Origin of the sequence: Mameliella sp. MMSF_3455, assembly GCF_030733205.1 — a bacterium.
Lineage (GTDB): Bacteria > Pseudomonadota > Alphaproteobacteria > Rhodobacterales > Rhodobacteraceae > Antarctobacter.
Genome location: NZ_JASHJL010000015.1, coordinates 91,910 through 116,744, shown reverse-complemented (window position 1 = coordinate 116,744; position 24,835 = coordinate 91,910). Strand labels below are relative to the sequence as shown.

Genomic DNA, 24,835 nt, shown 5'->3' with positions numbered 1-24,835 from the left:
CTTTCCTTATTTCTTTCCCAGACCGGCTATCAGGTCCGGTCTCTTGTCGAATGGCCGCGTCCGCGACAATCGCTCTCTTGCCTCTGCCTCGCTCAGACCACGCGAATGCACCAGCGCATCAATCATGGCCTCCATCATCTCCACCAGTGCAGGGTCGGCTTGTTCTTCCAAGATGCTCGTTGGCGGTTCGTCGTCCTCCGCTGTGTCCAGCCAAATCCGCTGCACCGGCACGGTACCTTCGACCAGCCGTAGCAGCGCCTCGATATCCTTTGCCAGAGGTCCGGCGCGATCCATCACCGAGCGATAGAGATCGTGCTGGCGCGATAGCCGATAGGCGGTGGAACCAGAGGGTCGTTTGATGGCCTCCCAGATATCGGGCACGCTCTCCTTGCCTTGAGCGCCGTCAGACACCAGCCGACCACGGAACGCATAGACGTTCCGTGCTATCTCACGGGCTTCTTTCGCAAGGCGCAGAAGTTGCGGCCGCAAACGAACAGGAGGGCTTGCGGTGGATTTAAGGACGTTAATGTTCCACTCGCTATCGGTCGTGTTCGGAATATCAAGCCGGATTCGGGCGAGCCTGTGCGCCTCATCGCGCGGCCACTGACGTCCCCGTTCACCGAGACGTAGCCAGCCGGACACCGCCAGCAGCCGCCTATTGCGGTAGATGTAGAAGCCTTGTTGCGACGTCCATCCTTCCGGCCCGCCAGCGGCCTCGAAATCGGCAGCGTTGTCGAACCTGTCCTTGTGCGGCAGAACGTTGAGCTGCACGCGGACTTCCGGTGCACCGATCAAGGAATACTCAAGACTTTCCAGCCGTTTCGACAGGTTTCCTATCAGGAAGGGGTCCCACGGTTTCACGCGCTTGCCGTTCAGCATAAGGTCGATCTGACCAGCTGCCGTTCCGATGAGACGATGGAACACCATGGCCAGATGACGCTCGAGTGTTTCGAGCACTTCTAACAGGTCATCACTGGTGAAGCCCGGCGTTACGATCCGGTCCAGCTCCTCCCAGAGGACCACAGTACCCGAACCTTCCAAGCCGTTTACACCCAGTCGCCCCCCCGAGTCCGGACGCGCTCCCTCGATCATTGGCCAGTCTCCGCCGGATATGTCTTCCAGCACATCGAGATCCCATCGAAGGCAGGCCGCCTCGCTGCAGGCGCGGCGCGAATGAACCGTCAGCACCCGAGCTTGAGAAAAGCTCGCCGTCTTCAGTCCCATTCCGAACCGACCGAGATCGTCAGACCGACGCTCATCGCGCGGATCGCTGGCACCAAGCTGCATGGCCTTTTCAAGCTCGGCATCATCCATGCCGCAGCCATCGTCGGTGATCCGGATCCAGCTGTCTGCCCCGGCCCATTCTACGTGAACATCTACGCTCCGCGCCCCGGCGGAAATTGAGTTGTCGATGATGTCGGCGACGGCCGTGGCAGTGGTGTAACCGAGACCGCGTAGGGACTGAATCAGCATCCCGGCCCGCGGCGGTGCGTTGCGTGTCTTCATGGCGGCCATCAGAGAAATTCGCGGAGCTTCCGAGAGCGGGACGAATGTTTCAATGACTTTAATGCCTTCGCTTCGACTTGTCGGATCCGCTCGCGAGTCACGCCGAATTCCTGTCCGCACTCCTCGAGCGTGTGTTCATCCAAGTCGCCGAAACCGAACCGCTTTCGCAATATCCGCTCTTTCCGATGATCCAGTCTGCTCAGGGCGAGTCGAATCTCCCGGCAAAGCTGGGCCTCACATATGATTTTCTCCACGCTTGATCCGTCTTCGACTGGGGCAATCTGAAACTCATCAAATTTGCTTGGCAACTCTTGAAGATTCTCGAGGATTTCAAATTTCCGAAGTGACAATTGCGCCTTTTCGCGCACCACTTCGTCCAGCAAGCTTCGCTCGGTGTTCATTGGCAGATACTCGACCGCGGCCTTGGCCTTCCGAACTCTCACTGCCACGTGAGCAGGCAATCTTATGAGATGGCCCGTATCATCCAGAGCGCGCCCGATCGCCTGTCGAACCCCGAACTGACAATAAGTCATAAAGCGGTTTCCGCGGTCTGCCTCGAACTTGTCAACCGACCGCATCAGTCCGAAGACACCGTCCTGCACGAGGTCTTCGATGTCTTCGATGTATGCATTGCGTCTACTGGCTTGGCGACGCACCAGAGACATGTGCTGCAGCAGAATTTCCCGCCGATACCGCTCCAGGGTCGCGAGCAAACTCTCGATTTTCTGCCGCAGATCAGCCAGTTCCGGGTTGGCCTGAACGCCCTTCGCGATCAATTCCATCGCCTTGCGGGACAGCTTCATTGCCGACACCGCATCCAGCGCACGCGCGCGATCCTCTGAGGTTATGTCATCCTCTTCCAGAAGGGTCTGATATCCGACGAGGTAAGCCAGCGCGGCCGATAGGATTACTGCATCCGGGGCCTCCTGCCCGCGCTGGACTTCCAATTCGGTCAGCAAGCTGGGGTCGACAGACCCCGCCTCTATTCGCTCCCCCAGCATGACGACTATGGAGACGAGCATCGCATCACTGACGAGTGTGCGGCAGATTTCCTCTTGGCTGGTCGCCATCTCGCGGAACAGACGCGCCTCTTCACGCGCCGAAAGCGACATAAACTCCATCCCTGGGCGCATGTTCGAACCATTGCAGATGGACGAGAGTAGATCGGCAATATCATCTGGATCACGAATTTCGTGGGAGACGAAGACTTCTTCACTACAATCGCCGTCCGTTTCCATGAGCCCGAGATTGGTCAATTCGCGGACCAAATTGCCCCTGACGATTTCCGCGTCGAAGCTCCCGCGGATTTCTCCTATGAGCGCGTCGACATCCTCGCCCGTACAGGCATCTTCTGTCGTGACGCTTTCGACCCATCGCAGCAATGCGTCTTCGGAAATCGCGTGAAAGCGGGTTGTCGGAGCAGGCGTTTGGGTCGCCGACCAACGTCCCTTTCGCACATCATTGAATGACCTGAATGTGGCCGCGTCGGCATGTTCCGCCGTTTGCGGCAGTTCGCGGAGTATGTCATCACCATTGATCCGGAACCCACCGTCGCCGAGGTCGTCGAATTCAAGGTTTTCCCCATCTTCATCCCAAAGGCTTGTGACCCGGCCTTCCACTGCGTCGAAGGAGGCAACATAGTCGTCTCGCTCGATGTCCCGGTGGAAGTCTTCGGCTTCTTGCTCTCCGTCGAAATCCAGATCGAAGTCGTCGAAGTCAAAAGCCTCTTCGGCCGCCTCCTTGGCAGCCTCTGGCGTCGGGGGGGCGACCTTAACATTTCTTGAACTCGGAACTGGAGCAACGGCACTTTCAGGGCTGGCTTCCGGTAGCAAGCTCCGAAGTAGAGCGGCGACCATGTCATGCCCGTTCTCCGCGGCACGGTCGTGGGGCCTCTTGCCTTCGAAATTCTTGGCAGCAGCGTCCGCACCAGCTTTGATCAACTGATCGCAGAACTGCAAACGTCCTTGAGCCGCGCAGATATGCAGAGGGGTGTCGCCCTTACCATCGATGGCGTGCACATGCCTCGCAGCAATCAGAGCCGTCACTGCATCGGTCTTGCCTTGGACGAGACCGATCAGCTCCTTAATCGCCAGTCGCTCCACCTCGGATCGCTTCGACGACCCGGACGATTGTCCTGCCTCGCGGTCCTCTAACTCATCAGCAAGGGCAAAATGGCCGGCCACTCGCGCCCGTTCAGAGGCCCGCAGCCCCTCGCCATCCAATGCCGATACGCTGTGACCGCGTTCCAGCAGCAGTCGCACAACATGTGCGCGACCTTCGCCCGCGGCATCATGGAGAGGAAAGGAGGAACTATTATCTCCGGCAAGAACATTGGATCCGCAACCAGATCGCGTAAAGCCCTTACTCGCCAAGTCCATAAAATACCCTGCTAAACCTGAATATGATGCCCGATCCATAAGCTACGTTAAGCTGAAATCAGGCGAAACTGGAACCACCTCAAGGCAATGTCGAGCCAAATTTAATTTTTGCTGCGTCTTTCGCCTTGCCCGGAGGGCATCTTGGTCGTCTGGGTGCGGGTTCACACGTCGGTGCGACCAGTCAGACCGCTCCTATCTCATCGAGCCGAATTCCAGACTGCGTGCCCTCGGTGACAAACGTTGTCACCTCATCGATCACGTGCGGCTGAAGGATACGGCCGATCGCACACTCCCAGACGATGAGGACCCGCCAACCTTCGACCAGTAGCGCATCGACATTCGCACGGTCGCGCGAGACGTTCGAAAGAAACTTCTTCTGCCAGAAGTCGACATTTGTCGACGGCGTTGTCGCCTTGGGGCAGCCTTCGTGGCGGTGCCAGAAACAACCGCGCACCTCGATAACAACACGCCACTTTGGCAGGACAATATCCGGCCTGCCGGGGAGCCGACCATCATGGAGACGGTACCGAAACCCGCGCGCGTGCAAGGCGCGGCGCAGCAACATCTCCGGCTTCGTGTCTGCCCGCTTGATCCCCGACATCATTCGAGACCGGGTCTGTTTGTCCACCACATCGACCATGCGGCAAATCTATGCGGCAGAGCAGTGTTTTCCATATGGCACCGAGCTCCAAACCTGGTAGAGGTTGCCGACGGAAGGATGCGATCATGCCAAAGAACTTTGCCATCATTGATCTATTTGCAGGCCCTGGCGGTCTCGGCGAAGGATTCTCGCGTGCTGGTAGGAACACTGATAGCCGGATGAAGATCCACCTTTCCATTGAAATGGATGACCATGCGGTTCAGACCTTGCGCCTACGCGCGTTCCTGCGATCCTTCGACGAGTTCCCGGGAGAATACTACGCCGCACTCAGATCTGGAAAGGGCTTGCCGGACTGGCAGACGCTGTATCCCGCGCGATGGCAACGAGCCGAGGAGGAAGTTCGACAACGTGTTCTCGGAGATGAAGGGGTCTTCGATGAGCTTGCCGAGGAATTGGACCACCTTCGCGAAAGCCATCATGGTGATACCATCCTGATTGGCGGTCCGCCGTGCCAAGCCTATTCTCTGGTTGGACGATCACGGAACATGGGAAAGGCGGACTACGTCCTCGAAAACGATGCTCGCCACTACCTCTATCGCGAGTATGTAAAGATCCTTGAGCGACTTAGACCAGCCGCCTTCATCATGGAGAACGTGAAGGGCATGCTCTCCAGCAAGGTTGACGGCGGCGGCATCTTTCAACGCGTCCTCGACGATCTCGAATGCGCTGGGGACGGTTACCGCTTGCTTCCCCTCGCCACAAAAATCCCGCTGGACGGGGACCGTGCAAACGCCAAGGACTTCCTAATTCGGGCCGAAGAACACGGGATCCCGCAAGCGCGCCACAGAGTCATAATTCTCGGGGTTCGCTCTGATCTCGCAGGCAGCCTGCCGACCGGCCAGATCCCGTTGGGGAATCCGCAGAAATTGGTTTCGGTCAATGAGGCAATCCGAGGTTTGTGGTCGCTGCGAAGTGGACTCAGCAGAAGGGATGACGCCGGCGCGTGGCAGGACACTGTGCGTGAACAAGCTGCCCGCATTGCAGTTGCCCAAGAAATCCCAGACGAAGTTCGCGACATAGCGCAAGCAATCGAGATGGCAAACGATCTTCCACGACTCCGTGAAAGCAGCTGGCGTGGCGAGACCATTGGGATGCCGGACCATCTCCGCGCATGGTTTGAAGACCCCGAACTGACAACCACGCTGCATCATGACACCCGCGGCCATATTCCTGACGACCTTGGACGATACATGTTCTCCGCGGCTTGGACACGCGCTTTCGGACGTGCACCGAAGCTGGAACAGTTTCCCGATTTCCTTCAACCTAAACACCGCAACAGGGCCACGGGTGCTTTTGCCGATCGCTTCCGAACACAGTCGGCGGATCGCCCTTCGAGCACCGTGACCAGCCACATTTCCAAGGATGGTCATTATTTCATCCACCCGGATCCTAAACAGTGCCGCTCCCTCACGGTTCGCGAAGCCGCGCGCTTACAGACCTTTCCCGACAATTATTTCTTCTGCGGTCCTCGCACGAAACAATACCACCAAGTAGGAAATGCCGTTCCTCCCTATCTTGCCTATCAGATAGGACGCGCGCTCCTTGAGCTCGTTGGTTGAAACCAATTGTTGCTCCAGACTGAATAGTATTCACGCGAGTTGCATTCAATCCACCCCCACCAGACATAACTGAACCCGATGTCGAGCCGACTTCAGCATGCGGTGTACCCGCAGATAGTTGCCAAGCGTAGGGGGCCAATGGGATAAACTTTGTTGGGCCGAAATCCATGGCAGGTTCCAAAATGAAAAAGAGACGAATATCGCTGATCTCCAATAGGTCTTGTTTAATATCGGCCTGGGCTTTCCAGTCGGCCAGTGCTTTGGGCCTCTGCTCTCCCTTGCACGCGTAGTAGCTGGATTCTCATATCAGATTAACGCATTGATTTGTTTTAAGGCCGTTATTGATCTCCAGCCAAGGCCATGACAGGAATCAACAAAAGAGCCCCGGAAAACGACCGGGGCTCTTGTGCTACATTATGCTTCCAGCGCCCGAGACAGCGTGATTTGGATATCCTGAAGACGCGCTCCAGACCAGCGAACCCATGCGTCGAAATCCGAAGGGGCCCGAACGTTGACCAGAGCCTCTGATGAGATTGTCCGCACGCTCGCCATGAGGCATTCGAGCGACTCTTGCGCATCTTCGAGCAGTCGCCGAGTTTCGGTCTGAGTGGCGGCGGCTTCGAGATGTAGCCCTCGCAGGGTCTTGATACCGCTCTTGGCATCTCCACAGCCAGAAATAGCCAGTAGCTCCTCGAGCGACCCCAGCTCGGCGTCGATCCATGCGCCCAGACGATCCAGCGCAGCGTCCAGAAGGAATCCGCCTTGGGCAGACGTGGCCACGTGAGTGAGAATGATCGAGTTCATGATGAACCTCCAGTTTGAATGGTCCGGGGGCTGTCCTGCCCAATGGCCGCGTCCGGGAAAGACGACAGGAATTGTCGTCACGACCGTCAGAAATCCGGGGGGGGGGACCTGGTGGGAAGAGGTTCTCGTCTTTTCCTTTCTATCTTTTCGAACGTAATATTGGCTGGTTGCGTATTCAGCGAAGAAAAAAAATACTTTCCAGTGTTAGTGTCCTCCGCGCGTTGTGCGGCGAGCAGCATGCAAGCAAAGGAGCATTTGAATTTCTTGATGAGCCGACTTCGGTCGGGTCGGCGTCAGATCGTAGACATCTCGCCCGTGCTCGAGCTCGACCGTATAGCTCAGCTGACCCAGGAGGTCGCAGGCTTGCATCCGGAGTCGATGGCACCTGTCACGGTTTTCGCCGAGGCCAAGGACTGTGACGAAGGCTACGCGGTCGTGGGGACCGAAGTGCGATTGAGCGGAAATTCGAAGATACGGCAGGTCGGGGTTCGCCGCTCGAAGTGCGGTCTCGATCCATCCGAGGTGTTCGGGCCGAGGATCCTGAGGTACAAGCATGAGCCCTCCTTTGTTCTCGGAAAGGAGTTTGGCCTGATCATTGGCAGACGAAGAAAAAACTTTATGATCTTCGTCGGACTTACGCTTTGGAGAAGCTCGGGGCTGGACCGCAACTTGGCCACTTTATTGAAAATGTTTCTGGACCAGTGTTCGTAGCGGCGTCGAGGACGCTTAGCCCATGCCCACCGTTTTCTTCCAGAGGAGAGCAACCACCAGCCGTTCGCTTTTTTCTGCCACTTTAGGTCGGAAAAAGCTTGGCTTCGGAAACGGAAAATACTGCCCTTGGCTTGGAGCGAGCAACTCCAATCATCTAAGCCACAGGGCTGATAGTCTCCGACGACGCCACCACACAATGTGTTCATAGGTTCATTGGACCTTCTTTGCTGAGGGAGACCCGTTTTGCTGAGTGAAATGGCACGCAAACATCGATGTATGCGACAGAAAGCTTGGGAATTTGCACAAGCTTGCGTGCTGTTAATCAATTGGTCGTAGGTTCGATCCCTACCGCCGGAGCCAAAAATGTTGCCCTTGCCACCATCGCAATGGGCAAGATGTTGGTTATATCCTCATAAAATCAAAACACTACCTGATACTTCCGGTTGAGTTGTCTGCCGACAACCACCGACAACATTGCTGACCAGCCGGTCAAAATTCGGTCAAAGCGATGGAGACGGCCATGCCGCACCAGAAGATCACCCAGGCCCTCGTTGACGGCCTGTCTTTTCAGGATTCCGGGACGCACTGGGTCCACGACACCGACCTTGCAGGGTTCAACCTGTCAGTCGGGCGACGCACCAAGACATACAATGCCGCAGGCGAAGCAGGAGGGCGCTTCATCCGCGTGAAGATCGGGCGCGCTGACGTGACCAAGGCGAACGAGGCCCGCGCCGTTGCGCGCGACATTCTGCTGCCGGAAATCCGTCGCGGTGTTGATCCCCGCGCGAAGCAACTCGGAGACGACGACCGCACCCAGAGATGAAGCGCATTGCTGTGTCCTCCCGCCCGCGCCGGATGCGCCCCGGCGATCAGCGTACCATCCGCGACCTGTCCGACCTTGGTGAGGTGTGGACAGGATGAAACACCAGAGATTCGAACAGATCGACGAAGCCGCCCACTGGGCGGCTTCGTCCGTCCCGGAGCACCTGTCTTCTCGGTCGATCAAGGAACCTTGGGTTGGCGCGCTGCTGATCGTCGTGGCGGCGTTGCCGCTGATATACCCGCCCCTTGCTTGGGCGCTCTTGCCCTGCTTTCTCGCGGTCCTCATGTTGCGCGCAGCCGCCCTCGTTGGGTGGAGGGATCGCGACGACCCAGAACCTGACCGCTGGCCGCCCCTGACAATCCTGCTACCCGTCTACCGCGAGCCGTCGGTGATTGCAGAACTCGCCCGCGCGATGCGCGCGCTCGACTACCCGTCGCCCGAGATCGTGCTGCTCGTCGAGGAAGACGACGAGGAGACGCGCGCGGCGCTCGACTTCTGGCCGTATCGCGTCCTCGTCGTCCCGGATGGCAAGCCGTGCACGAAGCCGCGCGCCGTGAACTACGGCCTCCTGCATACCACGGGCGAGGTCGTCGTGGTGTTCGATGCGGAGGACCGTCCCGCTCCTGACCAGCCGAAGAGCGCCGTTGACCGGCTTCTGGCTGACCCTCGGTGCGCCGTCGTCCAGAGCGTGCTTGCATGTGATCACGTCGGGCCTTTGGTCACGCGGCTACGCGCCGTCATTTCAGCCAGAGTGCCAACGCTGAGCTGACAGGACCGGGTCGACCTCGGTCATGGGGGCAGATCGGCCGGACCTTGCGCCGATAGTGTCCCGCCTCGGCCCCACCTACGCCAATCGGTCCGCCTGTGCCTTCCGGCGTGTTCCAGTTGCAAGAGCCACACCGGTCGAAGAACCGTCCCCATTCGTCCACAGGCGTCAGACCGTACCCTGTCTTGCGTGGAACACGAAGGACCGCATCGAAACCGCTGCGAGGTCGATGGCGTCCGTCATGAAGGTCAGATCGTCGCGCGCATCCGAGGCGCCGGAGATGGTGAGCGCGGGCAAATAGTGATCCACTGACGGATGCGCCATCTGGAACAGCGTCCCCAGTCCCTCTCGGTCAGCCAGTGCGGCAAAATCCCGATCGGTCAACTTGTCAGCAAAGAGCTGGTCGAACTCCAATGCGAAATCATGTGGTTGGATCTCCCTGCCCCATTCGACGGCGCGCAGGTTGTGCACCACGTTGCCGGAGCCAAGGATCAACACGCCACGGTCGCGCAACGCCGAAAGAGACCGACCGATCTCGATCTGGTGACCGAGGCCGCGGCTCATGTCGATGGAAACCTGGAAAACCGGAACATCGGCGTCGGGATAAAGGAATTTCAGAACTGTCCACGCGCCATGGTCGAGGCCCCAACTGTCGTCCTCTTCGGCGTGGTGGCTGGCAAGAAGGCTGGTCACCTCGCGGGCCAGTTCCGGAGCGCCGCGCGCCGGGTACCTCTGGGCAAAGAGTTCATCCGGGAAGCCGTAGAAGTCGTGGAGAGTCCTTGGCACGACCGAGACATCAACCAAGGTTGTGCCCCGGGTCATCCAGTGCGCAGACACGACCAGGATTGCCTTGGGCCGAGGCAGCGACCGGCCGAGATCCGACCATGCGCGGCTGTAGGACGTGTCCTCGATGGCGTTCATCGGACTGCCGTGGCCGAGAAAGACCAGCGGCATTCGGTCGGAGGGCGAAAAACGGGTCTTCAGATCGTCAAGAGTGCGTGTGGCAAGCATCTCGTGGCCTTTCATCGGCGGAATGAAGATTTGACGCGCCAGGCATTTGTGCCGGCGCGTCATGCGGCCTTTGACCTAATGTGCGCCAAGTGACGTCATCGGGACAGGGAGGGCATTGCGTCAGGCAAACTGTCCCAGGCTGCGTTGCAGTGCCGGGATGCGCAGCGCGAAGGCGCCGGCGCCAAGAAGCGCCACGGCCAGTTGCGCGACGGCCCAGAACAGCGGGAATTCCCAGCCGCCGCCTTCACCCGAGAACAGCCAGCCATTGCCGATGTGCACCCAGGTGGCGCCCAGCAGGACCGGGATCAGGGCCAGCGACACCAGCCGCACGGCAACACCCAGGATCAACGCGAGGCCGCCACCCAGTTCGGCGGCGATGGTCAGGTAGGCCAGGAAACCCGGAAGACCCAGGCTTTCGAAATAGCCGACGGTGCCCGCAATGGTGAAGACGTTCACCTTGAGCAGCCCGTGGGCCAGGAAAAGAACACCGCTGGAAACGCGCAGCAGCGTGGCGGCATAGTCGGTCGACGTGGTCATGTCATTTCTCCATTCAGGTGCCCTGCCCCGGCGTCTGTCTATCGGGTCGGGCCGTTGCTCTGACCGACACCTAGGCCTTGCAGCTTTCCAACAAAATGGCGACATTGTGGAATGACTGCCTCCCAAATGTTCCGAATGAGTATCTCATGGACGTTGTCGACGAAATCAGGGCCTTCGTGGCCACGGCCAAGACCGGGTCGTTCACGGCCGCTGCCGATCAACTCGGGGTCTCGAACCGGCTGACGTCGAAATACGTCGCCGAACTGGAAAGCAGGCTGGGGGTCAGGCTGCTTCAGCGCACGACGCGCAGGGTCGGGCTGACGCCAGCGGGCGAAGATCTGCTGTCCCGCGCGCCTGCACTTCTGGATGACCTCGACGACCTCTTGGCCGAAGTGTCCGAAGGCTCGCGCGGGTTTACCGGGATGATCCGGATCTCGGCCCCTGTGACATTCGGTGAGATCTATGTCGCGGGCCTCCTGTCGCGCTTCGGTGATGGCAACCCGGGGCTGCGTTTCGACCTTCGTCTGGGCGATGACTACGTCGACCTTGCCAGCGAGGGGATCGACCTTGCCTTTCGCATCGGGCGGTCGGACATGCTGTCGCTCAAGTCCCGCAAGTTGGGAGAGATCCGCTCTGTTGCGGCGGCAAGCCCGGACTACCTGGCCCGGCATGGAACGCCCGAGACCCTGGAAGACCTACGGCAGCACGCCTGTATCCTGGACACCAACCGCCGCGCGCCGCGTCGTTGGATGTTTCGCCCCGATGGGGTCGAGGAGATGGTCGAGGTGCAAGGACGGTTTCAGGTGAACTCTGCCAGCGCGGCGGTGCAATTGGCCGCCGAGGGGCTTGGCGTCTGTTATGGGCCACGGTTTGCCTTGCGCGACGCACTGGACGCCGGTCGCCTTGTGCCGGTCCTGCAGGGAGTGCCGAGCGAAACTGCCCCTGTCAGTGCCATCTACCTCGAAGGTCGCGCCTTGCCGCGCAAGATCCGGGCCCTGATCGAGTTTGCCGCCGAGGACATTCGCCGCAACGGCAATCTGTAGCCCAAGCGATGGCCGCAGAACGCGGCCACCCCAAGGTTGCCGATTGTTATCCCAACATGGTCTTCAGCGTGTCGCGCATCGGCGTCGTCGGACGCCCGATCAAGTGCGACAGGTCGCGGCTCTGCGTGGACAGGGCCCCGGTCGCGGCGCGCGCGTCGCTGTCGGCCAGGATCGCGGCAAAGTCCTCGGGAAGGCCGGCGCCGACCAGGGCCGCAGTATAGCTCGCCTCGTCGAGATCCACATAGGTCACCGGCTTGCCGGACACCTCGCTCAGGAGCGCCGCGTAATCGGACAAGCTGAAATCGGTGTCGCCGCCCAGTTCATAGGTCTTTCCCTCATGCCCGTCACCGGCCAGCACGACCGCCGCGGCCTCTGCGAAATCCTGGCGCGACGCGGTGGCAAAGCGTCCCTTTCTTGCCGCCCCGAAATGCTGCCCCATCTCTAATGCCTGCGGCGCGCTCCCGGCGATATTTTCGGAGTACCAGCCGTTGCGCAGGATCGCGTGGGGCAGACCGCTCTCGCGCAACGCCGCCTCGGTGGCGTTGTGTTCCTTCGCCAGCGCCATGCCGCCGGTATCGGCGTTTAGGATCGAGGTATAGGCCACGAAGCCCACGCCGGCATCCTTGGCCGCTTCCAGCACGTTTCGGTGCTGCTCCGCACGCTTTCCGACCTCGGACGAGGAAATCAACAACAGCCGGTCGACCCCGTCGAAAGCCCTGCGCAGACTGTCGAGGTCATCATAGTCGCCCTTGCAGGTAGTGACACCCGTGGCGTCGAAGGCCTCTTGCGCCGAGTCGGAGCGCACCATTGCGATGATGGTTTCCGCGGGGACAAGCTTGCGCAGGTGGTCCACCACGCGTTGCCCAAGCTGCCCCGATGCACCGGTGACCAGGTAAGTCGTCATTGCCGTTCCTTTCACGTCTCGAATCGAATACAGGTCTCATTTAGAGACCTAACCGCCGCCGCGTAAGGAGGCAGGTTTTTGGAACAAGGTCACAAAAAGGGAACCCGGAGATGCCCGAAGTGAGTGCGAGGAAATTGCAGGACTGGACGGAACAGGGGTTCGAACCGGGCAATTGCCCCGTGCGCCAGGTGCTGGACCATGTGTCAGCCAAGTGGCCCGTCCTGATCCTTCTGGAGCTTGGCCTAAAACCGATGCGGTTCAACGAGTTGTTGCGTGCCCTACCCGATATTTCCAAGCGGATGCTGACCCAGTCCCTGCGCAACCTCGAACGTGATGGCATCCTGCGCCGCGAGGTCTTTGACACCAAGCCGCCGAGCGTAACCTACAGTCTTACGGACCTCGGAGAGGGGTTCCTGCCGCACCTGCTGGCACTGGTGGACTGGGCCGAAAAGGGCATGCCCGAAATCGTCGCCGCGCGGCAACGCTTCGACAGAACCTGACAGGTGTCAGGTCAGCTGTTTCGCTTTTGTGCGCGGTCAAACGCCACTAGGCGCGCGGGAGAGGGCCCGGGCCAAGCGCCGGACAGAAAAAGTGCCGCGCAAGCGCGCGGCACCTTGCATCGTTCGGGTAATGCTCCTCAGACCAGGATCATGTCCTCGGTGATCTCGCCCAGGGCGGTGTTCAGGTAGACGATGGTTTCACCCTGATCTGTGAACACGACGTCGTTGCCCACCTGGCTCATGTTGGCGCGCGCCTCTGCGGCAGTGCCATAGCCGAAGCCGACGAACTCGATCACGTCCCAAGCCTCGACGCCGACCACCTGGTCGTTGCCCGCTGCCGCCGCGTCGAACTGGAAGGTGTCGGAGAGGACGCCACCGAACAGGAGGTCGTCGTCCGCACCACCAACCAACAGGTCGTCCTGGCCGAGCGAACGCATGTGGTCGAGCAGGTCGTCCGCCTGCGCATTGACCGCCCCCGCCCCCTTGGCAAGGATCGAGATGACCTGCGGACGGGTCATGGTGCCCGCATCCAGCTGCGCCGGCCAGAGGCTGAGTGCCATCGGATCAGCGCCCCGCTCCAGCAGCGTCTGGTAGAGGATTTCGACGAACTCGACATTCGTCGTTCCACCGTAGAGGGCGGTCGCCGCATCCGAGGCAAAGAGCTCGGTCGCCACCTCCAGCATCGTGACCCCTTCTGCCAGATCCATCGTCAGCGTCTCGATGACCGAGACCGAGGGTTCCTCGCCGGTGACCCCGACATAAAGCTGATAAGCCTCATCGGTGTAGTCCTGCTGATAGCCCGCCTTCGAGAATTCCAGTGCCGCGGGGCTGGTCTTGGCGATCGCCTCGGGGCTGTCCGCGAAAAAGGCCATGACGTCCGCACGGGACCATGTGCCGGCATCCAGCAGCGCGACCCAACCGGTCAGCCCGCCGTCGGGTGCACGGTCAAGCGCGTTTTCATACATGGCGGTCACGAACTCGGTATTGGTCAGTGCGCCGTAGGCCGCGACACCCTCTGCCGAGTTGAGGAAGGTCTGCGCCATGTCCACGAGGTCCATGTTCCCTGCAACGATGGCCGAGGTCCAGCCAAAGTGGCCGGGACGGTCCGGCAGACGGTCAAAGGCGGTCTGGTACATCCGGAACACCTGTTCGGCCGCGGCGTCAAAGACCGGATCAACCGGCTCTGCCATCAGATCGTCATCGCCGGCTCCGCCCAGCAGGACATCCTCGCCGCCCTCGCCCAGGATGGTGTCGTTGCCTTCCATGCCGTCGATGACGTTGTCCCCCGGCGTTCCGACCAGCAGATCGTCGCCGCTGGTCCCGTCCACGGGCACGTCCGGCGCGCGGTTGATCAACAGGAAGTCCTCGATCGTCAGCTCTTCGGTGACGCCCGCGAGCACCGCGATGCGGTTGCCGTCAATCGCGATCTCGAGGTTGCCGGCAACGACCGTCTGGGTGATCTTGGTGTCGAAGTTGACGTCATTCACGCCCAGGTCGATCAGGCCGATCACGTCCTCGCCGTCGGTGAAATCGTTGATCGTGCTGGTGGCAAAGATCGTGTTTCCGTCCTTGCCGTAGGACAGGACGAACAGATCATCGCCATCGCCGCCGGTAAACGTGTTGCCACCCTGCCCCACGAGATGATCCGCCTCGGCGGTGCCGTTGATTGCGACGGCCTCGTCGTGGATCGCGATTTCCTCGTACTCCATCAGCAGCGTGGTGTCGTAGAGCGTTGCCGGCTTGATGTCGCCCTTGACGTAGAAAGCCACGTCGAAGCCGTCAGTCATGTTCAAACCGTTCTCGGATACCAGGCCCGAGTTGTTCTGCCAGCCGGCGCTGATCGACAGAGGCGAGACAGGGAATTCCCAGTCCAGCAGGTTGATGACGGTCGTGTCATCCGCGCCTACTTCGTATTTGACCTCGCTGCTGGTGATTGGCAGCGGGTCGCTGGGATCGGTCGGGATCACGACGCCGGGCAGGTCCTGGCCGTACTTGTCCGGTTGCAGGCGCCAGCGCGGACCAGAGATGTATTCGCCGTTCGTGTCGAAGTCCGCCTCGAAGGGCTCGCGATCCATCGTCGTGTACCAGGCGTTGGTATACCCTTCCAGCAAGTCCTCCGAGGCAAGCCCGCCCGCCGCAAGGGCGGAAACCGCCGCCTGCTGGGCCAGCCATGCGTCCTTGAGGATCGTGCCCGCCGGGTACAGCGTGCCGTCGCCGGCGTAGTAGTCGTCGGTCGTTACCCAGACCTCGCGCGGGCCGTTGCCGTCAAGGTTGTAGTCCGGGACGATGGCATAGGTCGGCAATTTGCCGATTGCGGCCTCGTTCTCGTAGTCCTCGGGGCGGATCTGATCGTTGGGGTTGTTGGTGATGGTGTGGTTGGTCACCAGTTCCGCGCCCGTGACCTTGTAAAGCGGTTGCAGGCCGCTTGCCGGATCCGTCTCGCTCCACTCGTCCGGCAGTTCCATCGTTGCCTCAAGCCGGATGTCGTTGGGACGCTTGACCATGTTCCCCCAGCGATAAAGCAGCTTGCCGTCGTCCTTGAGGGTCACCGAATAGTCGCTGCTGTAGGCGATGTCGTATTCGATCGTGGATTCATTGGGGTTGAGCAGGTCGCGAATGTCCAGGACCCCGTCGTTGTTCCGGTCGGTGACACCGTAGGTCGCCGGGTCCGCCAGCAAGTCAGAGACGTACTGTCCGTCCCATGCGGGATTCTGGCTGAGCAGGATCAGGTTATCGTCCAACTGGTAGACCGCGTCGGGATCGCCCGGGTATTTCTGGTCGGACAGGATGTTCTGCATGACCGAGTAGTGCTCGGTCGAGGCCTTCACCGAATTGAAGCCCAGGCCGGACAACCAGGTGCCCAGCACGGCAGGCGTGCGGAAAGTGTCGGTTGCCGCGTCCGAGACGACGATGCCCAGCTGTTCACCGGCTGGTCCCGTCAGGTCGCCGACCCAGCCTTCGCCATAGTCGAAGTCGCGTATCTTGTCCTCGGCTCCGACGAAATCGGTGACGTAGAACCCGAACTCGCTGTCGACGGGGTACAGCATGATCCCGTCCTTGGTCACCATCGGCGCGGCCGTGAAATCGACGATCGGCGCGTCTCCAGGCAGGATATCGCCCTGGGTCAGACCGTCATAGGTTCCGGTGACGTCAGCCGTGCTGAAGGTATGAGTTGCGGTGTAGGTCGGGGTCGTGATTGTCGGGCTGTCGGCCATGATCATTGTCTCTTGATACGGTTGCGGGGCGAGAACTACCGGAACACATTCCACTAACTATATATACGTGCTTCGCTATGTATCTTGAGGATTCCGACCGTGGCATTGATATGAATCAACAAATTTCAAATCTTGCATGTTTCGGGAAAAACGAACCCAGGGGTGATTATCGGACCGCCGAAGATCCTGAAGATGCGCAGCTGACCCGCGTGTGCAGCATCATCCGCGAAGACCGGTACGGCCTCTTGACGCCATCACGGCGTGAACGAGCGCACCGCCTCGGACAGTTCCGCCTCAAGGCCATTTGGCAACACCAGCACACGTTTCAGCGTATACCAGTCCGCTTGTTCAGCATCCGGTTCACGGTGGCACTGATCACACCTGCCCCCCTCCGACTTTCGAGATCGCCGCAGTCCTGATGGGTTTCCCATCATTTTTTTCTGACTAGAGGGTTTCGGCATTAGCGGTAACTGGGCATACTCTCGTACATAAACGGGAGGATGCCGCCGGAAAGGCGGCACATACGCACAGACATCGACACGCCCGCCACGGGCGTCATCCGACGGGCGGGTTTTCCGGCCCGGACAGGGTGTTGCCGGCCATCTCTGGTGGCGGATCAACAGTCGTGCGAACAAGGGAGGAAGCTGCGCATGAGCCTGATGGAGCTCAGACAGGTCACCAAGAGTTTCGGCGCCATCCACGCGCTGAACGGGGTGGATCTGAGCATTGCCCCCGGCGAGGCCATCGGCCTGATGGGCGACAACGGGGCCGGGAAATCCACGCTGATGAAGATCATCGCTGGAAACTTTCCCCCGACGTCCGGCGAAATCCGCATCGACGGCAGCCCGGTGCATTTCACCCGTCCCCTCGACGCACGGGAAAACGGGATCGAGATCGTCTACCAGGACCTTGCGCTGTGCGACAACCTGACAGCGGCGGCGAACGTCTTTCTGGGCCGTGAGATCAAGTCGGGCATCTGGCCGTTCCGCAGCCTCAACTACAACGCCATGTACCAGAAGGCCGGAGAACTGTTTTCCGAACTGAAATCGGAAACTCGCCCCCGCGACCTGGTCAAGCAGATGTCCGGCGGCCAGCGGCAGGCGGTGGCCATCGCGCGCACACGCCTGTCCGATCCGAAACTGGTGTTGATGGACGAACCCACTGCCGCGATTTCCGTCCGCCAGGTCGCCGAGGTTCTGAATCTCATCAAGCGGCTGAAATCCACCGGCCACGCGGTGATCCTCGTCAGCCACCGGATGCCCGACGTTTTCGAAGTCTGCGACCGGGTGGCGGTCCTGCGGCGCGGGACAAAGGTGGCGGACAAGCGCATCGACGACACCAGCCCCGAGGAAGTCACAGGCCTGATTATCGGAGCCATCGAGGCAGCATGACCGACAACACGAACACCCCGCAAGACGCCCATGACAAGACCGCGCAGACACCGGTCGATCACGCCGCCATCGACGACAGCATCACCTCGCGCCGGGAGGTCTCGGGCATCGGTGCCATCATCCGCACCCAGCCCTTCTGGGTCTTCATCGCCATCCTCACCATCGGCGTGGTGATGACCTTCGTTTCCGATGCTTTCCTGACCGAACGCAACCTCTTTAACATCACCCGCAACATGGCCTTTTTCGGCATTATGGCGCTGGGCATGTCGGCGGTGATCTGTACGGCGGGTATCGACCTGTCCGTGGGCTCGCTGCTGGGCCTCTGCGGCATCAACCTTGCACTGGTCTTGCAGGCCGGCTGGGGCGTCGAGATCGGATTTCTCGCCTGCATCGGCACGGCCGCGTTGGTGGGATTCATCAACGGCGTGCTGATCGCCTATGTCCGGCTTGCGCCTTTCGTCGTGACGTTGGGGATGTTGGCGATGGCGCGGTCCATCGCGATGGTGATTTCCAACAACAAGATGGTCTACGAGTTCGGCCCCGACCAGGAGATCTTTGAGTGGATCGGAGGCGGCAGCGTGCTGGGCGTCCCCAATGTCGTCTGGGTGCTGACCATCATGACGCTGTTTTTCCTCTGGATCTGGCGCTACTCTGAATGGGGCCGCTGGGTCATCGCCATCGGCGGCAACGCCCATGCGGCGAAACTCTCGGGCATCCCGGTCGAACGGGTGATCGTCTCGGTCTACATGGTCTGCTCGATCTGTACCGGCATCGCGGCCTTCATGTTCATCGGCTACACCGGGTCGGCGACAAATGGCATGGGCGCGACCTATGAGCTCAACGTGATCGCGGCCAGCGTGATCGGCGGCGCCAACCTGATGGGCGGTATCGTCTACGCCCTTGGCGCGCCAATCGGTGCCGCGCTGGTCGAACTGATCCGGAACTCGCTGCTGCTCGCCGGGATCCCGGCGCTCTGGCAGCAATTCTTTGTCGGGTTGTTCCTCATTCTAGCAGTCCTGCTGGAACAGCTTCGCAATCGAGGGGGCAAATAAGCCCCTCACTTCATGAAACTCAGGGAGGAGAAAGACATGAAGAAACTGCTGACCGCAACCGCGCTCTGCGCGCTGGCACCGGTGATGGCCTCGGCCGACTACACCTTTGCCCTTGTCCCCAAGGCGATGAACAACCCGTTCTTCGACCTCGCCCGTGACGGCTGCTATGCTGCGCAGGAGGAACTGGACGATGTGACCTGCGAATACATCGGCCCCGGTGAGCACACGGAACTGGAGCAGATCCAGATCGTCCAGGACCTCATCACCAAGGGGGTCGACGGGATCGCGGTGGCGCCGTCCAACGCCCCCGCGATGGCCAAGGTCTTGCGCGCTGCGGCCGATGCGGGCATCCCGGTAATGACCTGGGACTCGGACCTTCTGCCGGAGGATCAGGACCTGCGCACCACCTATGTCGGCACCAACAACTACAACATCGGCGTGCACCTGGCGGAATTGGTCATGGAACGGCACCCCGACGGCGGCACCATCTGCCTGCAGACCGGCGGTGCCGCAGCGGCCAACCACAACGAACGCCTGCTGGGCGCGCGGGAAACCCTGGCCGGGGCCGAGCTGGGCGATCCTCCGGGCCGCCCGCTGGACGGCGACAACGGCTGGACCGAAATCGCGGGCTGCCCGCTGATCACCAACGATGACGGCAACGTCGCCGTGCAGGGCCTGACCGACATCCTTGCCGCCAATCCTGACCTGACGGCCTTCCTGTCGACCGGCGCCTTTACCCAGTGGTTCGACAACGCCTACCGCAATGCGGCCGAGCCCTACAAGGCAGAGATGGACAGCGGCGAGCTGACCATCGTCGTGGCCGACACGCTGCCGATGCAGATCGCTCAGACCAAGGACGGTCTGGGCAATGGCCTTGTCGGCCAGCGTCCCTACGAAATGGGCTACAAGGCGATGTACATCCTCAAGGACATCGCCGAGGGCAAGGACGTGGATGACCCGATCTTTACCGGGCTGGACGTTTGCAACAACGACAACATCGACACCTGCGTAAAGTGATCTCCGGGTGACGAAACTGGACGGCGGCGCAGCCCTGCGCCGCCGTTTTCGCGGGGATTGCCTCGTGAGGAAAAAGGAGAAAGTGATTGCAACGGGTACGTTACGCAGTCGTCGGTGCCGGCTGGATTTCGCAGATCGCCTTTCTGCCGGCAGTGGCCCAGACCGGCAATTCCGAGGTCACGGCCATCGTCAGCGGCAGCACGAATGCGGCGCGAAAACTGGCCGAGTTCCACGGTATCCCCGAGGTGCTGACCTATGACGACTACGACGCCCTGCTCGCCTCGGACCGGATCGACGCAGTCTATATCGCCCTGCCCAACTCCTTGCATGCCGATTACACCATTCGTGCGCTCAAGGCCGGCAAGCACGCGCTGGTCGAAAAGCCGCTGACTTCCACGGTGGCCGAATGCCGTGCGATGATCGAGGCCGCAGACGCCTCTGGCGCCTATCTGATGACCGCCTACCGCCTGCACCACGAACCCGGCACCGTCGAAGTTCTGGACCGCATCCGCCGCGGAGAAATCGGCGACCCGCGCGTCTTTACCTCGGTCTTCGGCTTCCAGTCGGCGGCGGACAACCATCGCCTGCGCGGCGAACACTGGGGCGGCCCTCTGCAGGACATCGGCGTCTATTGCCTGAATGCGGCCCGTCACATCTTTGGCGATGAACCGACAGAGGTTGCCGCGATGGGCTCAAACGGCGACGGCGATCCACGCTTTGCCGAGGTCGAGGAAAGTGTCGCCGTCACCCTGCGGTTCCCGCGCGGAAGGCTGGCGCAATTCATCGCAAGTTTCGGCACGGATGAGCAGGACAGCTATACGGTGCTGGGCACCAGGGGCACGCTGGATGTCTCTCCGGCCTTCAGGTTCGAAACCGACGTCGCCCTGACCCAGCGCGCCGCCGGGGTGCCGCAAGACCGCGTCGTTGCGCCCGAATGCGATCATTTCGGTGCCCAGACCGCCTATTTCTCGGATTGCATCCGGACGGGTCAACCGCCCGAGGACGACGGCGCCGAGGGGCTGGCCGACGTGACGATCATGCGCGCCATCGAAGAGGCCATGCGAACGGGCAAGGCACAATCCGTCGCCCTGCCCCCGCGTCCGTCCCACCCCGGGCCGGACACGCTGCGCCGCGTCCCGCGTACCGATCACCGGCTTGTTCTATGACGGAGGCAGACATGGACCATATCGATTCCCACCACCATTTCTGGCACCCGGCGCGCGGCGATTACGGCTGGATGCCCGCCGATGACCCGGTATTGAGCCGCCCCTATCACCCCGCGGACCTTGCCGAGGGCCTGCAGGCGAGCGGTGTCGCGCGAACGGTGCTTGTGCAGGCGGCGCCCACTCTCGCCGAAACCGAATACCTTCTGGGTATCGCCGATTGCACGCCGCATGTGGCCAAGGTCGTCGGCTGGATCGACTTCGAGGATCCCAAGCAGAAGAAGGCCCTGCAACGCCTTGCCAAACATCCCAAATTCGCCGGCGTCCGCCCGATGATCCAGGATATTCCCGACGACCGCTGGATGCTGAAGCCAGAGGTGCAATGGGCCTATGAGGCCCTGATCGACCAGGACCTGACTTTCGACGCGCTGGGCTTTCCCCGTCACCAGGCGCCTTTTCTCGAACTGCTGAACCGCTATCCCGACATGCGGGTGGTGCTGGACCATTGCCTGAAACCGCAACTGCGCAGTCATTCCGAGGAGAGCTTCCGCACCTGGGCCGTGGGCATGACCCGCCTGGCGGAAGAAACCGGCGCTTTCTGCAAGCTGTCTGGCCTTGTGACCGAGGCCGATGACCTGCCGTCGGAAGATCTGCTGCAGCCCTATGTCGAACACGTCCTGTCCGCTTTCGGGCCGCAGCGCGTGATGTGGGGATCGGACTGGCCCGTCGCCCGCCTGCGCTGCGAGTATACCGACTGGCACGCGCAGGCTCTTCGACTGACCGCCTCCTTGTCAGAAGCGGATCGCGCGCAGGTGTTCAGCGGGACTGCAGAGCGGTTCTACCGCCTCTGACGCTTGTCGAAGTTCGACTTCCAAGCCCCTGATAACAATCAAAGGCTCGCCGGCGCCGAAGGCAGCTCCATCGTCTCGACCTCGCGCAGCAACTCGACAAAGCCCGCCACCTGGTGCCGCGCGGTGGCCTCGCCTTTCTCGGCTGTCGCAATCGAAGCATCGCCCACCGTCCCCGCCGGGTTCAGGTCCGCGGCGATCCACCCCCGGCTGATCGGGCCCGTCGGTGGAATCGCGGCCTCTTCGGCGGCCGACCGGAAATTCTCGGCCCGGCCCATGTCCACGCAGTGCGGCTGGCAGGCCAGCATGATCGAGGTTTCGACATCGCCGCCATGAATGCCAAAGCGCCGTTCGTGGTCGGAATACATCCCCTCGGGATGGCCGAAGTTTCCCCATTGGCATTTCACCGCCAGCATCCCCGCCTGTACCCGCAACTCGCGCGACAGGATCGAGATCAGGTCCAGGTTGCCGCCGTGCGAATTGGCGATGACGATCTTGCGCACCCCCGCACGCGCCACGGACAGGCCGATCTCTGTCCAGGCGGCCAGGGCGGTCGCCGCGCCGAGCGTCAAGGTGCCCCGCGCCCAGAGATGTTCGTTCGACTTGCCCACCGCCATGACCGGCAGGATCGCCAGGTCTAGGTCCTCGGGACAGGTCTCGCGCAGCAGATCCAGCATGTAGTCGGCGATCATCGTGTCGGTGCCGACCGGCAGATGCGGCCCGTGTTGCTCCACCGCCGCCGTGGGCAGCACGGCGATGGTCTTCATCGGGTCCACGGCCTCGAATTCCGGCGCGCGCCGTTCGGTCCAGTCCAGTCGTCTCAAGCCTCAATCTCCTTTGTATGTGGCGTCCAGCCGCGACCGCAGGTACTCGGCCCCGGTGATCGGCGCGTAGCGTGGCCTGCCCGTGCCCGGCAGGGCTGCGATCACGCTGTCAGGGTTCGGATCCAGGAAGAACGCGACCGACCTGCGCGCCCGCGCCGGGGGCAGGACGCGATGCGGCGTGGATCGGTACAGGTCGTTCGACCAGCGCATCAGGCAATCGCCGATGTTGACGACAAAGGCGCCGGGCACATGCGGCACATCGATCCAGTCCCCGGACAGGGCCTGCACCTGAAGTCCCGGCTCGCCATCGGTCATCAGCAGGGTGATCGACCCGTAGTCGCTATGCGCCCCGGCCCCGATCTCTCCGTCCGCGCCGCTGGCGGGCGGATAGGACAACAGCCGCAGCGTCGCCATCGGCGCGGTGAAATGCGGCGTGAAATAGCCGGGGTCCAGCCCAAAGTCCCGCGCGAAGGCACCGTGCAGCGCCACGCCAAGCTGCCTTGCCCGGTCATAGTAGCCCAGCAGGGTCTCACGAAACCCGGGAAGATCGGGCCAGACGTTCACGCCCCGGAACGGCTCGCCGCGCAGCACACGCGCATCGTCTTCGGCCAGGTCCAGCCCGATGTTGAAGGCTTCCTTGCGATCCACCTGCCCCGATGTCTCGTCAAGCCGCTCGCTGCCCATCCTGGCCCAGCCCCGGTTGTGCGGTGTATGCGCGATGTCCAACGCCGCCTTCTCCGCTTCGGGCAGGGCAAAGAACCGGTCGGCCTGCTCAAAGACCTGCGTGATCTCCGCCTCTGGCACCCCGTGCCCCGTCAGGCAAAAGAACCCGGTGTCACGGCAGGCCGCCCCCAGGCGCGCGCTGACCCCTTCGGGGTCGTTCTGGTACAGCGACCAGTCCAGTACCGGGATCATGTCTGCCTCCGTTGTCATGCCAGGAACCGGTCCAGCACCCGGTGCAACCGGGCCAGGTGGCGGGCGCGGCTGGCCGGGCTGGAACTGTCCATCAGGTAATGCGCGGCAAAGGCGGTGCGGCAGCGCCGAGCGCAGAGCAAGCGCACCCCGCGCAAGAGCGTCCTGCGTCCCGGCGCGCCGATCCAGCGCGTCAACCACCAGCTTGCCCCGCAGGTGGTAAAGACCCCCAGCCGCGTGATCTGCGTCAGCCCCGGCGCGATGTTGTCCCCCTCTGCCTTGGGCATTTCAAAGGCCACGCCCGGCAGCATCACCCTGTCCAACCAACCTTTCAGCAAGGCCGGCAACCCGTACCACCAGGTCGGGTAGACAAAGATCAGCGTGTCGCACCATTGCAGGTCTTCCACCTCCGCGGCCACCGGGGTGCGGTTGCCCGGCTCCTCCAGGTAGCCGGCCCATTCCCCGGGCGACAACACTGGGTCGAAGCCGCGCGCATAAAGATCATGCTCCCGCACCTCGGCGCCTCGGGCCTCCAGCCGCGACAGCACCATGCCCCGCACCGCGGCGGTAAAGCTCTCGGGTGAGGGATGACAGTAAACCACCAGGGCCCGCATGTCAGAACCTCGCCATTTCGCGTTCCACGCGGTCCAGGAACCCCGCGTGCTGCGCCTCCGTCGCCCGGTTCATGCCGTACAGAGACAGGTACCGCATCTTCTCGGGCCGGGTGACGTGCCAGACCGCCCGGCGCACGATCTTTCGCGGCGGGTCACCCGCCATGAAGGCACGCCAGCGCGTCCCGCCGTAGGTCGTGACCGCCGCCAGCCGGGTGATATGCGTCAGGTTCGGCTTGACCCGCCCGTCTTCCAACCGAAAGGAAACCCCGGGCAGAAAGACCCGGTCGAAATATCCCTTCAGGATCGCCGGAAAGCCGAAGTTCCAGACCGGAAAGACCAGCACCAGCGCCTGCGCCGCGCGCAGACGCTCGACGTGCTCTGCCACGGGGCCAAGGTTTGCCGGCACCTCGTGATAGCCCCGCCGTTCGGCCTCGGTCAGTACCGGATCGAAGCCTTCGGCATTGAGGTCGCAGTCATCCACGTCCCAGCCGCGCGCCTCCAGCGTCTCGACCACACGGGCATGCAGCGCCGACGACAGGCTTTCCGGACAGGGATGGGCAAACAGAACAAGCGCCCGCATCTCAGCGCGCCCTCCC

General features: G+C 61.6%; 23 protein-coding genes. 11 read left to right on the top strand and 12 right to left on the bottom strand.

The annotated features are described in order from the left end of the window. Positions 1 to 6: 6 nt before the first annotated feature. The 3 genes from RBB42_RS13130 to RBB42_RS13120 all read right to left on the bottom strand — a co-directional run bounded on the left by RBB42_RS13130 (position 7) and on the right by RBB42_RS13120 (position 4,524). The gene (locus RBB42_RS13130) at positions 7 to 1,506 is read right to left on the bottom strand and encodes an ATP-binding protein (RefSeq protein WP_305972541.1); all 1,500 of its coding nucleotides are present in this window, start codon (positions 1,504 to 1,506) and stop codon (positions 7 to 9) included. Positions 1,507 to 1,514: 8 nt separating this feature from the next. After that, positions 1,515 to 3,884: a sigma-70 family RNA polymerase sigma factor gene (locus tag RBB42_RS13125; RefSeq protein WP_371931825.1), complete on the bottom strand. Its 2,370-nt coding sequence runs from the start codon at positions 3,882 to 3,884 to the stop codon at positions 1,515 to 1,517. Positions 3,885 to 4,065: 181 nt separating this feature from the next. Beyond that, complete coding sequence (locus RBB42_RS13120) at positions 4,066 to 4,524, bottom strand: very short patch repair endonuclease (protein ID WP_305972539.1); 459 nt, start codon at positions 4,522 to 4,524, stop codon at positions 4,066 to 4,068. An 86-nt stretch (positions 4,525 to 4,610) separates the two neighbouring features. Between RBB42_RS13120 and RBB42_RS13115 the strand changes: the two genes are divergently transcribed. Further along, positions 4,611 to 6,104 (top strand): DNA cytosine methyltransferase, encoded by a 1,494-nt coding sequence (locus RBB42_RS13115; protein WP_305972538.1) that lies wholly within the window; start codon positions 4,611 to 4,613, stop codon positions 6,102 to 6,104. A 414-nt stretch (positions 6,105 to 6,518) separates the two neighbouring features. Here RBB42_RS13115 and RBB42_RS13110 read toward each other — a convergent pair whose 3' ends face one another. After that, complete coding sequence (locus tag RBB42_RS13110) at positions 6,519 to 6,908, bottom strand: hypothetical protein (protein WP_305972537.1); 390 nt, start codon at positions 6,906 to 6,908, stop codon at positions 6,519 to 6,521. 237 nt (positions 6,909 to 7,145) lie between these two features. On the opposite strand from RBB42_RS13110, the gene RBB42_RS13105 reads away from it, so the two are divergent. The 3 genes from RBB42_RS13105 (at position 7,146) to RBB42_RS13095 (ending at position 9,211) form a co-directional block, all read left to right on the top strand. Further along, on the top strand, positions 7,146 to 7,619 hold the full coding sequence (locus RBB42_RS13105; RefSeq protein WP_306043698.1) for a hypothetical protein: 474 nt from the start codon (positions 7,146 to 7,148) through the stop codon (positions 7,617 to 7,619). Between the two features lie 520 nt (positions 7,620 to 8,139). Beyond that, the gene (locus RBB42_RS13100) at positions 8,140 to 8,442 is read left to right on the top strand and encodes a hypothetical protein (RefSeq protein ID WP_305969868.1); all 303 of its coding nucleotides are present in this window, start codon (positions 8,140 to 8,142) and stop codon (positions 8,440 to 8,442) included. Positions 8,443 to 8,536: 94 nt separating this feature from the next. Continuing rightward, complete coding sequence (locus RBB42_RS13095) at positions 8,537 to 9,211, top strand: glycosyltransferase (protein WP_305969867.1); 675 nt, start codon at positions 8,537 to 8,539, stop codon at positions 9,209 to 9,211. Between the two features lie 165 nt (positions 9,212 to 9,376). Here the strand turns inward: RBB42_RS13095 and ygiD are convergent, their stop codons facing one another. Together ygiD and RBB42_RS13085 are read right to left on the bottom strand one after the other, a co-directional pair. Next, complete coding sequence (ygiD, locus tag RBB42_RS13090) at positions 9,377 to 10,219, bottom strand: 4,5-DOPA-extradiol-dioxygenase (protein ID WP_305969873.1); 843 nt, start codon at positions 10,217 to 10,219, stop codon at positions 9,377 to 9,379. Between the two features lie 120 nt (positions 10,220 to 10,339). Next, positions 10,340 to 10,756 (bottom strand): DoxX family protein, encoded by a 417-nt coding sequence (locus RBB42_RS13085; RefSeq protein ID WP_305969866.1) that lies wholly within the window; start codon positions 10,754 to 10,756, stop codon positions 10,340 to 10,342. Between the two features lie 146 nt (positions 10,757 to 10,902). Between RBB42_RS13085 and RBB42_RS13080 the strand changes: the two genes are divergently transcribed. After that, positions 10,903 to 11,799, top strand: coding sequence for a LysR family transcriptional regulator (locus RBB42_RS13080; RefSeq protein ID WP_305969865.1), 897 nt, complete (start codon positions 10,903 to 10,905; stop codon positions 11,797 to 11,799). A gap of 46 nt (positions 11,800 to 11,845) precedes the next feature. Here the strand turns inward: RBB42_RS13080 and RBB42_RS13075 are convergent, their stop codons facing one another. Continuing rightward, a complete protein-coding gene (locus RBB42_RS13075; protein ID WP_305969864.1) occupies positions 11,846 to 12,703 on the bottom strand; it encodes an SDR family oxidoreductase in 858 nt (285 codons plus the stop codon). Positions 12,704 to 12,813: 110 nt separating this feature from the next. Here RBB42_RS13075 and RBB42_RS13070 point away from each other — a divergent pair, with 110 nt between their 5' ends. Beyond that, positions 12,814 to 13,203 carry a winged helix-turn-helix transcriptional regulator gene (locus RBB42_RS13070; protein ID WP_305969863.1) on the top strand — a complete coding sequence of 130 codons (390 nt, stop codon included), beginning with the start codon at positions 12,814 to 12,816 and terminating at the stop codon, positions 13,201 to 13,203. Between the two features lie 137 nt (positions 13,204 to 13,340). On the opposite strand, the gene RBB42_RS13065 is transcribed toward RBB42_RS13070, so the two are convergent. After that, entirely contained in the window at positions 13,341 to 16,418 is a 3,078-nt protein-coding gene (locus RBB42_RS13065; protein WP_305969862.1) for a DUF4214 domain-containing protein, read from the bottom strand. 650 nt (positions 16,419 to 17,068) lie between these two features. Here RBB42_RS13065 and RBB42_RS13060 point away from each other — a divergent pair. From RBB42_RS13060 to RBB42_RS13040, 5 genes are all read left to right on the top strand, one after another. Continuing rightward, a complete protein-coding gene (locus RBB42_RS13060) occupies positions 17,069 to 17,809 on the top strand; it encodes an ATP-binding cassette domain-containing protein (protein WP_305969861.1) in 741 nt (246 codons plus the stop codon). Next, positions 17,806 to 18,861: an ABC transporter permease gene (locus RBB42_RS13055; RefSeq protein WP_305969860.1), complete on the top strand. Its 1,056-nt coding sequence runs from the start codon at positions 17,806 to 17,808 to the stop codon at positions 18,859 to 18,861. Before RBB42_RS13060 ends, RBB42_RS13055 begins: the two co-directional genes overlap by 4 nt. A 36-nt stretch (positions 18,862 to 18,897) precedes the next feature. Then, complete coding sequence (locus RBB42_RS13050) at positions 18,898 to 19,878, top strand: sugar-binding protein (protein ID WP_305969859.1); 981 nt, start codon at positions 18,898 to 18,900, stop codon at positions 19,876 to 19,878. An 86-nt stretch (positions 19,879 to 19,964) separates the two neighbouring features. Next, on the top strand, positions 19,965 to 21,044 hold the full coding sequence (locus RBB42_RS13045) for a Gfo/Idh/MocA family protein (RefSeq protein ID WP_305969858.1): 1,080 nt from the start codon (positions 19,965 to 19,967) through the stop codon (positions 21,042 to 21,044). 11 nt (positions 21,045 to 21,055) lie between these two features. Beyond that, positions 21,056 to 21,892, top strand: a complete 837-nt coding sequence (locus RBB42_RS13040; protein ID WP_305969857.1) for an amidohydrolase family protein — start codon at positions 21,056 to 21,058, stop codon at positions 21,890 to 21,892. A 38-nt stretch (positions 21,893 to 21,930) separates the two neighbouring features. On the opposite strand, the gene RBB42_RS13035 is transcribed toward RBB42_RS13040, so the two are convergent. Genes RBB42_RS13035 through RBB42_RS13020 form a run of 4 tightly spaced genes read right to left on the bottom strand, consistent with a single transcriptional unit; the run spans position 21,931 to position 24,819 of the window. Further along, entirely contained in the window at positions 21,931 to 22,713 is a 783-nt protein-coding gene (locus tag RBB42_RS13035) for a creatininase family protein (RefSeq protein ID WP_305969856.1), read from the bottom strand. A 3-nt stretch (positions 22,714 to 22,716) separates the two neighbouring features. Then, positions 22,717 to 23,628, bottom strand: coding sequence for an isopenicillin N synthase family dioxygenase (locus RBB42_RS13030; protein WP_306043388.1), 912 nt, complete (start codon positions 23,626 to 23,628; stop codon positions 22,717 to 22,719). 14 nt (positions 23,629 to 23,642) lie between these two features. Then, positions 23,643 to 24,239, bottom strand: a complete 597-nt coding sequence (locus RBB42_RS13025) for an NAD(P)H-dependent oxidoreductase (protein ID WP_305969854.1) — start codon at positions 24,237 to 24,239, stop codon at positions 23,643 to 23,645. 1 nt (position 24,240) lies between these two features. Then, positions 24,241 to 24,819, bottom strand: coding sequence for an NAD(P)H-dependent oxidoreductase (locus RBB42_RS13020; protein ID WP_305969853.1), 579 nt, complete (start codon positions 24,817 to 24,819; stop codon positions 24,241 to 24,243). Positions 24,820 to 24,835 lie beyond the last annotated feature (16 nt).